This window comes from Pseudomonas izuensis, from assembly GCF_002356535.2.
Lineage (GTDB): Bacteria > Pseudomonadota > Gammaproteobacteria > Pseudomonadales > Pseudomonadaceae > Aquipseudomonas > Aquipseudomonas izuensis.
Genome location: NZ_AP017423.2, coordinates 5,616,647 through 5,631,113, shown reverse-complemented (window position 1 = coordinate 5,631,113; position 14,467 = coordinate 5,616,647). Strand labels below are relative to the sequence as shown.

Here is a 14,467-nt window from a genome sequence, read left to right as displayed (position 1 = left end):
GCCAACCACCGGGTGATGTTCTGTTCCATTATTTCCGGGGCACTTCATGCAAAATTCAATCGGCGCACCAAAGCAGAGGCTCAGCCTCAGCGATCCAAAAGTGCGTGCGTGGCTCTTCCAGATCATCACCATTGTCGCTGTGGTCTCGATGGGCTGGTATCTGTTCGATAACACGCAGACCAACCTTCAGCACCGGGGCATTACCTCGGGCTTCAGCTTTCTGGAGCGCAGTGCCGGTTTCGGCATCGCTCAACACCTGATCGACTACACCGAAGCGGACAGCTATGCCCGGGTGTTTGTCATCGGTTTGCTCAACACCTTGCTGGTGACCTTCATCGGCGTGATCCTGGCGACGATCCTCGGCTTCATCGTTGGTGTGGCCCGGCTGTCGAAGAACTGGATCATCGCCAAGCTGGCGACAGTGTACGTGGAGGTTTTCCGTAACATCCCGCCGCTGCTGCAGATCCTGTTCTGGTACTTCGCGGTGTTCCTGACCATGCCGGGGCCACGCAACAGCCACAACTTCGGCGACACCTTTTTCGTCAGCGCCCGTGGCCTGAATATGCCCGCCGCGAAGATGGCCGACGGCTTCTGGCCGTTCGTGGTCAGTATCGTCGTGGCCATCGTCGCCATCGTACTGATGAGCCGCTGGGCGACCAAACGCTTCGAAGCGACCGGTGTGCCGTTCCATAAATTCTGGGCCGGCCTGGCGCTGTTCCTGGTGATCCCGGCGTTATGCGCACTGATCTTCGGCGCGCCTTTGCACTGGGAGTTGCCGAAACTGCAAGGTTTCAACTTCGTCGGTGGCTGGGTATTGATCCCGGAACTGCTGGCGTTGACCCTGGCCCTGACCGTGTACACCGCGGCGTTCATCGCCGAGATCGTGCGTTCGGGCATCAAGTCGGTCAGCCACGGCCAGACCGAAGCGGCCCACTCGCTCGGCCTGCGCAACGGCCCGACCCTGCGCAAGGTGATCATCCCGCAAGCCCTGCGCGTGATCATTCCGCCGCTGACCAGCCAATACCTGAACCTCGCGAAAAACTCCTCGCTGGCGGCCGGTATCGGTTATCCGGAAATGGTGTCGTTGTTCGCCGGGACCGTGCTGAACCAGACGGGGCAGGCGATCGAGGTGATTGCCATCACCATGAGTGTGTACCTGGCGATCAGTATCAGCATTTCCCTGCTGATGAACTGGTACAACAAGCGCATTGCGCTGATCGAGCGGTAAGGAAAAGCGCATGAGTACTCATACCTTCAAACCCGACATGCCTCCACCGAGCAAAGTCTTCGGGCCGGTGGCGTGGATGCGCGCGAACATGTTCTCCGGCTGGCTCAATACCCTGCTGACCCTGTTCGCGTTCTACCTCATCTACCTGGTGGTGCCGCCAATCCTGCATTGGGCGATCATCGATGCCAACTGGGTCGGCACCACCCGCGCCGACTGCACCAAGAGCGGCGCCTGCTGGGTGTTCATCCAGCAGCGGTTCGGCCAGTTCATGTACGGCTATTACCCGCCGGAACTGCGCTGGCGCGTGGACCTGACCGTGTGGCTGGCTGTCATCGGTGTGGCCCCGCTGTTCATCTCGCGCTTTCACCACAAAGCCGTGTATGGCCTGAGCTTCCTGGTGTTGTACCCGATCATTGCCTACTTCCTGTTGCATGGCGGCATCTTCGGCCTGACCAACGTGGCGACCAGCCAATGGGGCGGCCTGATGCTGACCCTGGTGATCGCCACCGTCGGTATCGCCGGTGCGTTGCCGCTGGGGATTATCCTGGCGCTGGGCCGTCGTTCGAACATGCCGGCGATTCGTGTGGTCTGCGTGACCTTCATCGAATTCTGGCGCGGCGTACCGTTGATCACGGTGCTGTTCATGTCTTCGGTGATGCTGCCGCTGTTCCTGCCTGAAGGCATGAACTTCGACAAACTGCTGCGGGCGCTGATCGGCGTGATCCTGTTCCAGTCGGCCTACGTGGCCGAAGTGGTGCGCGGCGGTCTGCAAGCGATCCCTAAAGGTCAATACGAAGCGGCCGCGGCGATGGGCCTGGGTTACTGGCGCAGCATGGGCCTGGTGATTCTGCCGCAAGCCCTGAAGCTGGTGATCCCCGGTATCGTCAACACCTTCATTGCGCTGTTCAAGGACACGAGCCTGGTGATCATCATCGGCCTGTTCGATCTGCTCAACAGCGTCAAGCAAGCCGCCGCCGACCCGAAATGGCTGGGCATGGCCACTGAAGGCTATGTGTTCGCTGCCCTGGTGTTCTGGATTTTCTGTTTTGGTATGTCCCGCTACTCCATGCATTTGGAACGCAAGCTGGATACAGGCCACAAGCGCTAAGTCGCTACCTATTTAGGAAGTTTCCCGATGAGCGAAGCAATCAAACAGCCTGTGAGCCCTGAAGGCATTATTCAGATGCAGGGCGTGAACAAGTGGTACGGCCAGTTCCACGTGTTGAAAGACATCAACCTGAACGTCAAGCAGGGCGAGCGTATCGTTCTGTGCGGCCCGTCGGGTTCCGGCAAGTCCACCACCATCCGCTGCCTCAACCGTCTGGAAGAACACCAGCAGGGGCGCATCGTGGTCGATGGCACGGAACTGACCAACGACCTCAAGCAGATCGAAGCGATCCGCCGTGAAGTCGGTATGGTGTTCCAGCACTTCAACCTGTTCCCGCACCTGACCATCTTGCAGAACTGCACCCTGGCGCCGATGTGGGTGCGCAAGATGCCCAAGCGCAAGGCCGAGGAAATCGCCATGCACTATCTGGAGCGCGTACGCATTCCGGAGCAGGCGCACAAGTACCCGGGGCAACTGTCCGGTGGTCAGCAACAGCGTGTGGCGATCGCCCGCGCGTTGTGCATGAAGCCGAAAATCATGCTGTTCGACGAACCGACTTCGGCGCTCGACCCGGAGATGGTGAAGGAAGTGCTCGACACCATGATCGGCCTCGCTGAAGACGGCATGACCATGCTCTGCGTGACCCACGAAATGGGCTTCGCCCGCACCGTGGCCAACCGCGTGATCTTCATGGACAAGGGCGAAATCGTCGAACAGGCCGCACCGAACGATTTCTTCGACAATCCGCAGAATGATCGCACCAAGCTGTTCCTGAGCCAGATCCTGCATTGATCGGCACTTGGCAATGAAATAAACCCGGACGCTGTTCCGGGTTTATTTTTGCCCGCGATTCATGCCTGCGCACGAACCCTGTAGGAGCGAGCCTGCTCGCGAAGAACCTGAAAGCGCCGCGGGGTATCAGGCAACCAGCGTTATCGTTGACGACCATCGTCGGAACGCCGCCCGGAGACATGCAGGCTTCTACATATTTGTCACTGTTTCGTGCTCTTTGTGCACCGTATGCGTGAATCCCCTCAAATCTGCCCCTTCACCCAGTGACTTCGCCTCGGCCAACAAATACGGGTAGCGATCCAGAAGGCGCATCAGTAGCACCAGTGTTTTCGGAGGAAGTACTTCTCCGCGTTCGTAACGGGAAAATGCGTTATGCCCACCGCCGGACAGCAGTTGCACTGTTTCCTTTTGCGTCAGATGCAGTTTGCGGCGGATTCGTTTCATTTCCTCGCCGATCATCCGTCTTGCTGCCATGACCAGTTCGTCACCCGCCTGCGAATGTCGGTCTGAACAACAGTCGTCCAGTTCGACCTCCCCACACATCTGGCATTCCCAGCCGGATAAATCATCCACGCGTCGTTGCATTCCGTTGACACTCATGGTTTCACTGCGACCTTCAAAATGTCGCATTCCTTCTCTGGCTCCACAGCTGAAACATTGCTGGGTGTTCATTGGAATTTCTCCTTGAAGGAGATCACGGGCGGGCCACCGCATGGGCGATAGGTCACCTTGATGTAAATCTCCAGACCGCATGATTTGATGTGATACACGTCTTGCCAAACGCGATGGTCGTCATAAGTGGTCATGGACTTGTAAAGCATCTTTGCCTGGAGTTCGTATATGACCGCTCGCATTTCTTCGAGGTTGAGGCCGAGAGTCCTGCCGCATGCTTTTGCTGTACTGGTGAATGCTTTGTCTCCAAGTCGTCTGACGTCCGTCTTGATCATCGCCAAGTTTTAATGGGGCGTATTCTTTTCCATAAGAGCCCTTAACCCTGCCCCTGAAATTACCCTTAAAGGGTAATTTTGACTAATCGAAAATACCGCTCCTTTTCCCGCTCCTGACCGTAGGCGGTTGCCGTCCTACACGAAGCTGATTAACCTGTCAGAAAATTCATCCTATGATTGGATGAAAGGGCGAATTCAATGTCAGACATTTCTCCATTAGTGAAACGATCCCTGGTCGATCAGGCCCTGGATCAGTTGCGTCAGCGCATCAATCAAGGCGTCTGGGTTGTTGGCCAGCGTTTGCCCACCGAACCCGAGCTGTCCGCCGAACTGGGCATCAGCCGCAATACCGTGCGCGAAGCCATGCGGGTGCTGGCGTTTTCCGGGTTGATCGAGATCCGCCAGGGCGACGGCAGTTACCTGCGAGCGGTGGTCGATCCGCTGGACACCTTGAAAGTGTTGTCGCAGTGCTCCCTTGAACAGGCCCGCGAGACCCGGCACATCCTTGAAGTCGAGGCGATCGGCCTGGCGGCAACGCGCCGCACCGAGGAAGACCTGGTGGCCTTGCGCGAGGCGCTGGGTGTCAGCGGCAGCCACTATCACGGCGATCTCGACACCTACATCGCCTGCGATCTGGTGTTCCATCGCCGCTTGGTGGACGCCGCGCACAACCCGACCCTCAGCGAGTTGTATCGCTATTTCTCCAGTGTCGTTGGTGCCCAGTTGCGTCACTGCCTGAACATCACGCCGCGCCGCCAGGAAGTGTTCGACCTGCATATCGAACTGCTCGATGCCGTCGAGCAACGCGACCCGGAACGGGCCAAAGCCCTGTCGAGGCAGTTGATCAATGAACCTTGAAACCGAGAACGCCATGTCCAGCAGTAACCGCCAGATCACCGAAGCCCAACGCAAGGCGGAGCTCGAGGAGCTGCTGATCGACGCCGAAGCCGACGACGAACAGGTCCAGCAAAGTCATCCGGTCCTGCGGCGACCATGGCTGTTGCTGTTGGGGTTGATTCTGGTGGCGCTGAACTTGCGTCCGGCGCTGTCGAGCATGGCGCCGATGCTCAGTGAAGTGTCGAAAAGCCTGGGGTTGTCGGCGTCGCAGGCCGGTTTGCTGACGACACTGCCCGTGCTGTGCCTGGGGTTGTTTGCGCCACTGGCGCCGGTTCTGGCCCGACGGTTCGGTGCCGAACGGGTGGTGCTGGGTATCCTGCTGACACTCGCTGGCGGAATAATCCTGCGCAGTTCCTTCGGTGAAATCGGCCTGTTTGCCGGCAGCGTGCTGGCCGGCGCGAGCATCGGTGTAATTGGCGTGCTGCTGCCGGGCATCGTCAAGCGCGACTTCGCCAAACAGGCCGGCACCATGACCGGCGTCTACACCATGGCCCTGTGCCTGGGGGCGGCGATGGCGGCGGGTGCGACCGTGCCATTGAGTGAGCATTTCGATAAGAGCTGGGCAATGGGTCTCGGCTTTTGGGTGATTCCGGCACTGGCCGCCGCGGTTTTCTGGCTGCCACAAGTCGGCCAAAAACACGGCGCGCATAACGTTGCCTACAAAGTTCGGGGCTTGTTGCGCGATCCACTGGCGTGGCAAGTCACGCTGTACATGGGGCTGCAATCGTCCCTGGCGTACATCGTGTTTGGCTGGTTGCCGTCGATCCTGATCGGTCGCGGCTTGACGCCGACCCAAGCCGGTCTGGTGCTCTCGGGTTCGGTCATTGTGCAGTTGGCCAGTTCACTGGCCGCACCGTGGCTGGCCACCCGGGGCAAGGATCAGCGCCTGGCGATCGTGATCGTCATGGTGATGACCCTTGGCGGTCTCTTCGGTTGCCTCTACGCACCGATCGAAGGCCTGTGGGGCTGGGCGATCCTGCTCGGTCTGGGACAGGGCGCCACCTTCAGCCTGGCGTTGACCCTGATCGTCTTGCGCTCGCGGGACTCGCACGTCGCGGCCAACCTGTCGAGCATGGCCCAGGGCTTCGGCTATACCCTGGCGTCCATGGGGCCGTTCGCGGTCGGCATCGTGCATGACTGGACTGGGGGCTGGAACGCGGTGGGCTGGATCTTCGGCGTGATCGGTCTGGGCGCGATCATCGCCGGGCTCGGTGCCGGACGGGCACTGTATGTTCAGGTGCTCAGCGAAAAAGTCTGAACTATAGGTAAACAACATCCAGTGTCGCCGAGCCGTCGAGTTGCACGTCGGCGCTCAGGTCCAGTTCGGATGTGGGTGCGATGACAGTTTCGAGGGTGACCCGGCTTGAAAGGTTCTGGATGGCCACCGGGCCGGCGCTGCTGCCGGCCATGTCGGTGAAACCCAGGTAGCTTCTGGCACCAATCGGAATGGAACGGCTGCTCGAGGAACTCCAGGCCACGCCACCGGTGGTGGAGTCGGTGCGATACACCTGCGACCACCCATCGACCACGGTGCTGGCGGGGTCGAAATTCAGCGAGTACAGGCCGATTTTGTTGCCGCTGTTGTCGAGGTTCAGGCCGTAATAAATCTCGCTGTTGACGATGGCCGAGCCATCGCGGTTGTCGCGCATGATCAAAGCGAACCGCGCGGGACCATTGCACTGTAGGCTGAAATCGAGCATCTGGTCGCGCAGTTGCGTGCGTTTGTCGACGCTCAGATCCTGCCGCGAGATTTTGCCGTAGTCGACCAGGCCGTTATTCGACAGGCTGGGTGTGCAGGCGACAGGGGTGATGAGACCTTTGACGCTCAAATCCACCACGGACGCGGCGAGGACGTTGGGCGTGGCGCTGATCAATAGCATTGGCGCGAGTACGGCGAGGTGATTTTTCATCGCGTAAATCCTTTTCATGGGATTACTTTGTCGATTGCCGACGTTGCCCGAGGCATGATTCCGGGCACCATCGGTTCGGCTTTACAGGTACTTCATTTCAAGTGTTGCCGACCCATCGATTTTGACTTCGTTGGTCAAATCCAGCCCGTCGGCCCTGTAAATGTAAGTTTGGAGTGCCAATTCCAGGGTGAGGTCCTGAACGCTGATCGGTTGGCTGAAATCATCCCGGGCTGCCACCGAGGCGTAGTCTCCCGGCATCCAGAATAAATGACCGTGCCAGCCGGTTTGTCCGTCCTTGGACTTGATGGGCTGTGCGGCGACTCCGTCGGCAACAGCACTCATCATGCTCACCAGGAATCTGCCGATGTTTTGAGTGCCGTTGATTTTGCCCAAGCCGAACATCGATTTCAGATCGCTCGAACCGATGCGATTGTCGATACCCTTGAGTGCGAACTTAGTGGTGGCGTCGCATTTCACCGACAGGGTCACAGTGCGATCTTCCAATTTGGTATTTGTGTCTTGATTCAAGTCTTTTGCCGAGATCTTGCCGTAATCCACCACTCCGTTACCGGATAAGGTCGGTAAACAGGCGCTTGGAGTGATGGTGCCGGTGACAGTCAGATCAGTGCTCGAAGCCGCCATGGCGAAAGGCGCGACACTGATCAGAGCGGTGACAGAAACTGTTGCAAGGTACTTTTTCATTTTCTTACTCACTTCTATGGTTGTTTTCCAGCCTGGCCCACAGCATCCGCCCCGGGTTCAGCAGAGGGGTTCAGGTGTTACAGGTAAATAATCTCGATCGTCCCCGCGCCATCGAGGTTGATGGCGGAACTGATGTCGAGGCTGTTGGTGGGGGCGATAACCGCGTCGACGGTGACGGTGGTACTGAGGTTCTGGATCATCACCGGGCCGGCGCTGCTGCCGGCGTTGGCGGTAAAGCCCAGGTAACTCTTTTGACCAATGGGAATCGGGCTGGCGCTGGACGTGCTCCAGGCCGTGCCACCGGTGGTGGAGTCGGTTCGATAGAGGCGCGCGAAGTTGTCGGCGTTGGCATCCGCCGGATCGAAGTTCAGCGAGTACAGGCCGATCTTGTTGTTTTGGCTGTCCATGCCCAGGCCGTAATAAATCTCGCTGTTGACCGTCGCCGAGCCCGAGCGGTTGTCGTGCATGATCAAGGCGAAAGACGTGGGCGCATCGCAGCCGACCCTTAAGGTCAAGGAACGGGGTGGCAGGCGTGTGCTCTTGTCGGCATTCAAATCGCTTTTGGACAGCCTGCCGAAATCGACCACGCCGCCGTTGGAAAGCACCGGCTCGCACGCTGCGGGGGCGAAACGGGCGCGCAATGTTGCTTCGCGGCTGCGCCCGGCAGCGACGGCGTCGAACACACCAAGCGCCTCCCAAGTCACCGCGTCGCGCACCTGCATCCCTTGTTCCTGAACCCACGCCGTCACCTCCAGCTGCGCCGAGAAACTGCGGCCCTGCGAGGGCACACCCGCTTTTACCGGAACAATTCCGTGATCCGGACGCCAGATCAGGGTCGATGCGGTGTGCGCAGGGGCTTGGCCGACCCCGGCAATCAAGCCGATTTCCACCGACTGACCGTCGAGCACTGCGTCGCGAATCCGCACTTGGTAGGTGCCGCGCTCGGCGAAGTGGAAGCGATTGGCCGTCGACGCCATGGCGCGATAAAACAGGCTCATGTCGATGGGGGCTGAACAACTCAGGTTCAGACTCAGATGACGTTCGCCGAGGTTTCGCTCCGGGGCCGAGTCAGGGCGAATGGTGCGGTTCATCAGCCCGTAATCGAGCACTGGTTGGCTCAGGTTGAACTGACAGTCGTCGGCCGACGCCCAGGCGAACGGCGTGAATACGCTCAGCACCAAGGGAGTGAGGGTCACCATCAAATAGCGCGACAGGTTCATGCAATCATCCTCAAAGGGCTCGGCACTTGGCGGGGGCGGTTTCGTAATAGGCGTTGGTGTCGGCGTCCGCCGGCAGTTCGAAACGCAATTCGCAGCGTTCCAGCCCCGGCGCGCTGATCCACAACGCGCGGGTGTCGAGCACATTGGGCAGAAACACCAGGCCGCCTTCCTGTACCAGGGTGACGAAGTCGCCATCCTCGGTATTCACGGAGGCTCCGCGCGGCAGCGGGGCACCGTTGGCGGTGGTGACCTTGAGCAACACCCGACGGGTCATGGTGACGCCGAACTCGACCCTGTCGACGGCGCCGCGCCCGGCAGAAATCACCGCCAGGCCGTTGCTGATATCGGCATTGCGCGGCAGGGATTTGGTGTCGACTTCCACCGGGCTGCGACCGTAGGCCGATACCTGCGGGACCACCGCCTGACCTTGCCAGTCAGTCCACACCGGACCGCTCGGGGTCGAGACTTTGATCGCGCCCATGTCACCGACTGAAAGCAAAGCGAAGGTGTCGCTCACCGGATAAGGCGACAGCGTCAGGCCGCCGCCATGCAGCACCGCACCGCCTCGGGCACTGGCTTGATAGCTGGACCGATCGGCATCGGAGCGGGTGTAGTTCAGGTCCAGTTGGGTGTAGCGCGGCAGCATCGAAACGCCGGCTGTGGTTTGCACTTGCCTGTCACGGGTGTCGTGCTCGACGCCGACCCGGTAAGCCAATTGATCGTTGATCTGCTCACTCAAGCCCACGCCGCTGCGGTGATCGCCATCGGAACTGCGCACCCAGGTACGCGCCCGACGGTTCTCGCCCAGGGGAATGCTGAGGTTTACATACACGCTGTCGTCGTTGCGGTTCGCGCCGCTGACCTGCCATTCGGCGGTCGCGGAAACCGACACGCCGCGAATGTTGGTGCCCCAGGAGGCGAGGGCGCGGCTGCTGTTCTGGCCATCGAATGAATTGGACTGGCTGAAGCCGCCGCTGAAGGCTCCCAGCCATGGGTGGGACCAGGACAGCCCGGCGCTCTGCTGGTCGCGGTAACGGGATTTACTGTCGTCGGTCGTGTTGTCGAATACCGCATCCTCCAGCTCGCGGTAACCCAAGGTCCGGTAGGAGCTGCCGGCATTGAACGCCCACCGTTCGCTCAAACGGTGCGACAGGCTCAGGTCGGCCTGAAGTCCCTGGCTCGATTGCCGGCCGCTGGCATCCGCGCCGGTCAACGTGGATTGAACCTGAGTATCAGGCGATGGCAGAAAACCCAGTCCCGCACCCGCCGCGCGATAGTCTTCGGCACCGGTCATGCCCGCACTGAACAACACCTGTGGATGGATCGCACCGCTCCAGCCAGCGCTGATAACCCATGGATCGCTGCCCTGTTCATCACCGATGTTGCGCACCCGACCCGCCCCCAGCGAATAACCGGGCGCTGGCAAACCGATGCCGAGCATGGCCGCCGGAATGGTGAAGCTGCGCTGGCTGCCATCGGCTTCCTTGATAGTGACTTCGACGTCGGAGCGGGTGTTGAGGCGTCGCACGTTGGTAAGTGCAAACGGGCCGGCGGGCACCACGGTGGAATGGATCAGCGAGCCGTTCTGCCGAACCTCGACCTGGGCCTGGCTGTTGGCGATGCCTTCGATGACCGCGCTTTGCCCTTCGATTTGCAGTGCCTGTTCATTGAGTACTTGCACGCCAGTGATTTGCGTGCCGGCCAGCACCGGGTTGTAGAGGTTGATCTGGCCGGCCTGCAGTACCGCCTCAACGCTGGCGAAGGTGCGTTGGGCGTAGGCGGCGATGTGCGTCGTGCGTGAGACGTCGTCCTGCCAGGTTTGCACCTGCCGGCTGCGCACAATCCAGTCGCCGGCATTGAAGCCCAGCTCGGTGTTGGCCGAGGCGTAGCGGCTGGACTGATCACCATATTGGCTGTGCAAACCGGTGACGTCGTAGTTGAGCATCCCGGCGATGCCCCCGGTCTGATAGCCGGAAAAATCCCGGGTGACAGGACGTATCGCATCGGTGGGAACGATCAGCGACAAAGCCAGATTGGAGGGATCCGGATCGATGACGGTTTGCGGCGAAGCGGCCAGAAAATCGTGGCACGGACCATCGCCCAGCATCTGGTCAGGCACATTCAGGTTGGCCGCGTCGAGCAGTGGGCGATCGAAACACAGTGCGCCCTCGCGATTGAACGCGACATCCACACGGCCCCGGCGCTGGCCATTGACGGAGAGCGTCACCGGGTGCCTGCCCGCGGTAAATCTCGGTGCTTGCATCAGCGAGGTCGCCAGTGCCGGATCAATACCGCGCTGCAGCAGCGTGTTTTTGTCGAACGCCGCCAGCAACAGGGCCTCGCCACGGGCGTCAGGCACCAGCAGTGTATTGGCCAGCAGCAACACCAGGGTGGCGCGCCGACGCAGCGAGCAGGGGCGAGCGGTCCGAATGACGGGCACGGCTTCGCCATCACGGTAAATCGATACTGTGTTCATGGGGTTCACTTGGGGTATGCCGGCGTCTGGCCGATGGGCTGTGGGTCAGACTTGCCTGTGGCAACGGTCGCACGACCGTCGCCTGAAAACTTTGGCGCTCAATGTTCCTTCACGGCGCTGTCAGGGTCGGGTTCAGGATTTGATCGGCGCCTCGTAATGCGGCACCGCGAAACCATAGACCGTGGCCGGTTGCAGCCGCACGGTGGTTGCGGCGGCGCCGTTGGTGGTCACGCTCAGGGTTTCCCCGGGCAGTACGTAAGTGCGCGGCAACAGCGCCGAACCGTTGCCTGGCAGCAACAGCAGTTCCTGGGCCAGACGCACCACATATGGCGTCGGGTTATGCACGCTCAACTGATTTTGTTCCAGGCGCCAGGTCAGGCCTGTCCAGGGTGTGCGGTTTTGCGCCAGGCCTTTGGGATGAATGATCACGGGAAGGTTTTGTCGCACGGTCACACCCACCCGCGCATGCCCGGCCTGAGCCGCCACGCGATCCTGGGGCATGCCTTCGAAAATCACCCGTTTCAGGCGTTGTGTGGTCAGGGGCGTAGACGATTGCAGGATGAACCGCACCAGTTGGCTTTTGGACGGTTCGACACGGGCCAGCGGCGGCGTGACGAACAACAGCGGTTCCTTGTCTTCGGGAATGTCTTCGAGGGTGACGTGCAGCAAAGCGAGGCTCGTGTCGGTATTGGTCACAGACACCGAGGCTTCGCCGTCGGCTTCGTTGACGATTACTACCGATGTGTCGGGTACCATGCCGTCGGCCTGCGCGCGACCGCACAGCAGAAGGGCCAAAGTGCCCAGGCAAAACATCAGGCGACGAACGCCTTTGGAAAGGGTCATGGTTAAGGCCTGTATGGAAAAGGAAAAAATCAGCATGACTACAGGTATCTCAGATCCAGCACGATGGCGCCGTCCAGCGGCACTTCCTGATTCAGGGTCAGGAAGCTCGCGGCGTTGATTGAGGTGTTGATTTGCAGCGTGGCAACCAGCAGGCGATGGGGTTCCGGCAGCAGGGTGCCGGGCTTGGCAAAGCCCATGTAGTTATTCGGATAGGCATTGGCTTCCGGGAACCACGTCAGGCCCTGATTGCTTGAAGCCAGCACCAGCGCCGGTTGACCGTCGGCCACTGCGTTGCGAAAGGCGAGGCTGATCGTGCCCAGGCGTTCGTCCGGCGCATGGACGTTCCATCCCAGGCCGTAATAAAAGCCCGGCCCCAGCGACGACTCTGCCCGGCTGTCCACGCCCACCAGCACAAACAGCAGCGGTTCGTCACAGCTCACGCTCAGGTCCAGTTGTCGGCCGGGCAAGGGGCTCAACTCGTATTGATTGAGCGTGCGGGCCGGCACCTTGCCGTGGTCGACCATGCCGTTGTCCGACAGCAGTACGTCGCAGGCGTTGGGAGTGATCTTGCCCACGACATTGAGCTCGACATCGGAAGCGGCCATCGCCGGCTTGCTGCTCAGCAGACAAAGCAGGGCGAGGAGGTGTGGCGTCGTTTTCTTCATTTCGGCCTGAGGTCCTTTTCAGCGCGGTGCGGGTGAGGGCGGAAAGGGCTCGCAGTCGTTGCTGCATGCCTTTCCGCTCTCCGGTTTATCGGTGAATCAGAGGTAACGCACGGTCAGGGTGACTGAGCCGTCGATGGAGACTTCGTTGGTCAGGGTCAACTGGTTCGCAGGTGCAATGCGTGGTTGAACGACCAGGTCGGAGGTAAACGACTGAACGGGTCTGGGTACCACTGTTCCGGTGTCGGCGACTGAAAGAATGTTGGTGCGGAACAGATAACGTTCGTTGTACCAAGTAGAACCGCCGTCTTCAGATGCGATGGTTGTGACCGATACGCCGTCGGCCAGGGGGGATAGCAGTTTCAACTCCATAACGCCGAGCTTTTCGCTACCGTTGATGAGTCCCAAGCCAAAATTATACGTATCGTCATCAAAGGCCGAGCCAGCGCGGTTGTCCTTGGACTCCAGAGCCATCAAGGTCGCTGCGTCGCAATTGACGTTCAGTTGAACCTGTTGTGCTGTCAGATAGGTTGGCAGGTCGGGTTTCAGATCCTTCGCGGATATTTTGCCGTAGTCCACCGTCCCGCCCTTGCTCAGGGTCGGGGTGCAGGCGCTTGGCGTAATGATCCCTGTTACGGTCAGATCAACGCTGGAAGCGGCGAAAACGCTGGCACTGCCGGTCAGCAACATGGCGCCCAGCAGGGGGGTGAGCATCTTGTTCATGGTGTAGCTCCTGTGTATGGAAGTGGATTGATTTACAAATACTTGAGTTGCATCGTGGCGTGGCCGTCGATGGGCAACTCATCGAGCAGGGTCAGGTCGCTGGCCGGTGCAATGATGGTGAAGGCCCGCAGGCGAGCATTCAGGTCTTTGATGGCGATCGGGGTGCGCGGATCGCCGGGGGCGGCAAACGATGTCAGCCCGGCGTGGCCCAGGTACGAAGAGGGCGCCCAACTGGCGCCACCGTCGCGGGACATGATGGTCAGCACCGGAACACTGTCGGCCTGTGGCTCGAACACACCGAACGCCACGCTGCCCAGCTTCTGGTCGTCGTTGACCACGCCCAGACCGTGGAATGCCGGATTGATCGCCGAGGTGCCTGCGCGGTTGTCCACCGTGGTCAGGGTGAAAAAGGTGGCGCCTTCGCAGTGAACCTGCATCTGCATTTCACCGGCAGGCAGTCTGGTGGGCAGTAGCGGGTCCAGATCCTTGGCTGTCAATTTGCCGTGATCGACGATACCGCCGTCCGACAGTGTCGGCGCGCAGGCGCTGGGGGTGATTGTGCCTGTGACAGTCAGGTCGGTGCTGGACGCGGCGAACGTGGATGATGTTCCAGTCAGCAGCAACGCAGCAGTCAGAAGGGATAAACGTCTATTCATGTCTTGGCTTCTTTCCTTGAAGGATGATTGTTGGGGCAGCCCTTAACGACGAGGGCGCAATCTATCCATCGAAGTAACCAAGTGAAATGCAACTAATACGAAAACTAACGGGTTGATGTAAGAAAGCGCATCACCGTTTGCGAATCATCATCTTTCGTAACGTTGTCTGTAGTCCTTCTGCGTGACCTGCGTAGCTCAAAAGAGTAGGACTGTTCTGTTTGTTTTATAGGAGAAATACGAAGCGCCCGCAGGCGTGGGGCGGTGCGGTTTTGCGCTTAATTTTGGTCGTTGTGGTGGCACCGG

General features: G+C 59.9%; 15 protein-coding genes. 5 read left to right on the top strand and 10 right to left on the bottom strand.

From position 1 onward, the window contains the following. Nucleotides 1-46 precede the first annotated feature (46 nt). From LAB08_RS25115 to LAB08_RS25105, 3 genes are read left to right on the top strand one after another with little or no spacing between them, the layout of a single operon-like run. Entirely contained in the window at nt 47-1,228 is a 1,182-nt protein-coding gene (locus LAB08_RS25115) for an amino acid ABC transporter permease (RefSeq protein WP_096509195.1), read from the top strand. Nucleotides 1,229-1,238: 10 nt separating this feature from the next. After that, nucleotides 1,239-2,336, top strand: coding sequence for an amino acid ABC transporter permease (locus LAB08_RS25110; protein ID WP_096509196.1), 1,098 nt, complete (start codon nt 1,239-1,241; stop codon nt 2,334-2,336). 27 nt (nt 2,337-2,363) lie between these two features. Further along, complete coding sequence (locus LAB08_RS25105) at nt 2,364-3,128, top strand: amino acid ABC transporter ATP-binding protein (RefSeq protein ID WP_096509197.1); 765 nt, start codon at nt 2,364-2,366, stop codon at nt 3,126-3,128. A 189-nt stretch (nt 3,129-3,317) separates the two neighbouring features. Here the strand turns inward: LAB08_RS25105 and LAB08_RS25100 are convergent, their stop codons facing one another. Beyond that, nucleotides 3,318-3,800 carry a type II toxin-antitoxin system MqsA family antitoxin gene (locus tag LAB08_RS25100; protein ID WP_096509198.1) on the bottom strand — a complete coding sequence of 161 codons (483 nt, stop codon included), beginning with the start codon at nt 3,798-3,800 and terminating at the stop codon, nt 3,318-3,320. Further along, the gene (locus tag LAB08_RS25095; RefSeq protein WP_254007489.1) at nt 3,797-4,075 is read right to left on the bottom strand and encodes a type II toxin-antitoxin system MqsR family toxin; all 279 of its coding nucleotides are present in this window, start codon (nt 4,073-4,075) and stop codon (nt 3,797-3,799) included. The genes LAB08_RS25100 and LAB08_RS25095 overlap by 4 nt, the downstream gene beginning before the upstream one ends. Before the next feature lie 198 nt (nt 4,076-4,273). Between LAB08_RS25095 and LAB08_RS25090 the strand changes: the two genes are divergently transcribed. Next, nucleotides 4,274-4,933: a FadR/GntR family transcriptional regulator gene (locus LAB08_RS25090; protein WP_096509199.1), complete on the top strand. Its 660-nt coding sequence runs from the start codon at nt 4,274-4,276 to the stop codon at nt 4,931-4,933. Then, nucleotides 4,923-6,230, top strand: a complete 1,308-nt coding sequence (locus LAB08_RS25085) for a CynX/NimT family MFS transporter (protein ID WP_096509200.1) — start codon at nt 4,923-4,925, stop codon at nt 6,228-6,230. Before LAB08_RS25090 ends, LAB08_RS25085 begins: the two co-directional genes overlap by 11 nt. A 1-nt stretch (nt 6,231) precedes the next feature. Here LAB08_RS25085 and LAB08_RS25080 read toward each other — a convergent pair whose 3' ends face one another. From LAB08_RS25080 to LAB08_RS25045, 8 genes are all read right to left on the bottom strand, one after another. Then, the gene (locus tag LAB08_RS25080) at nt 6,232-6,882 is read right to left on the bottom strand and encodes a DUF1120 domain-containing protein (RefSeq protein WP_096509201.1); all 651 of its coding nucleotides are present in this window, start codon (nt 6,880-6,882) and stop codon (nt 6,232-6,234) included. Between the two features lie 81 nt (nt 6,883-6,963). Continuing rightward, entirely contained in the window at nt 6,964-7,584 is a 621-nt protein-coding gene (locus LAB08_RS25075) for a DUF1120 domain-containing protein (protein ID WP_096509202.1), read from the bottom strand. Nucleotides 7,585-7,661: 77 nt separating this feature from the next. Then, entirely contained in the window at nt 7,662-8,804 is a 1,143-nt protein-coding gene (locus LAB08_RS25070; protein WP_096509203.1) for a DUF1120 domain-containing protein, read from the bottom strand. Between the two features lie 10 nt (nt 8,805-8,814). Then, complete coding sequence (locus LAB08_RS25065) at nt 8,815-11,280, bottom strand: fimbria/pilus outer membrane usher protein (RefSeq protein ID WP_096509204.1); 2,466 nt, start codon at nt 11,278-11,280, stop codon at nt 8,815-8,817. A gap of 132 nt (nt 11,281-11,412) precedes the next feature. Continuing rightward, nucleotides 11,413-12,123 carry a fimbria/pilus chaperone family protein gene (locus tag LAB08_RS25060; protein ID WP_436799338.1) on the bottom strand — a complete coding sequence of 237 codons (711 nt, stop codon included), beginning with the start codon at nt 12,121-12,123 and terminating at the stop codon, nt 11,413-11,415. 38 nt (nt 12,124-12,161) lie between these two features. After that, complete coding sequence (locus LAB08_RS25055; RefSeq protein WP_096509205.1) at nt 12,162-12,788, bottom strand: DUF1120 domain-containing protein; 627 nt, start codon at nt 12,786-12,788, stop codon at nt 12,162-12,164. Between the two features lie 96 nt (nt 12,789-12,884). Next, the gene (locus LAB08_RS25050) at nt 12,885-13,508 is read right to left on the bottom strand and encodes a DUF1120 domain-containing protein (protein ID WP_096509206.1); all 624 of its coding nucleotides are present in this window, start codon (nt 13,506-13,508) and stop codon (nt 12,885-12,887) included. A 32-nt stretch (nt 13,509-13,540) separates the two neighbouring features. Further along, nucleotides 13,541-14,164 carry a DUF1120 domain-containing protein gene (locus tag LAB08_RS25045; RefSeq protein WP_096509207.1) on the bottom strand — a complete coding sequence of 208 codons (624 nt, stop codon included), beginning with the start codon at nt 14,162-14,164 and terminating at the stop codon, nt 13,541-13,543. Nucleotides 14,165-14,467: the final 303 nt, after the last annotated feature.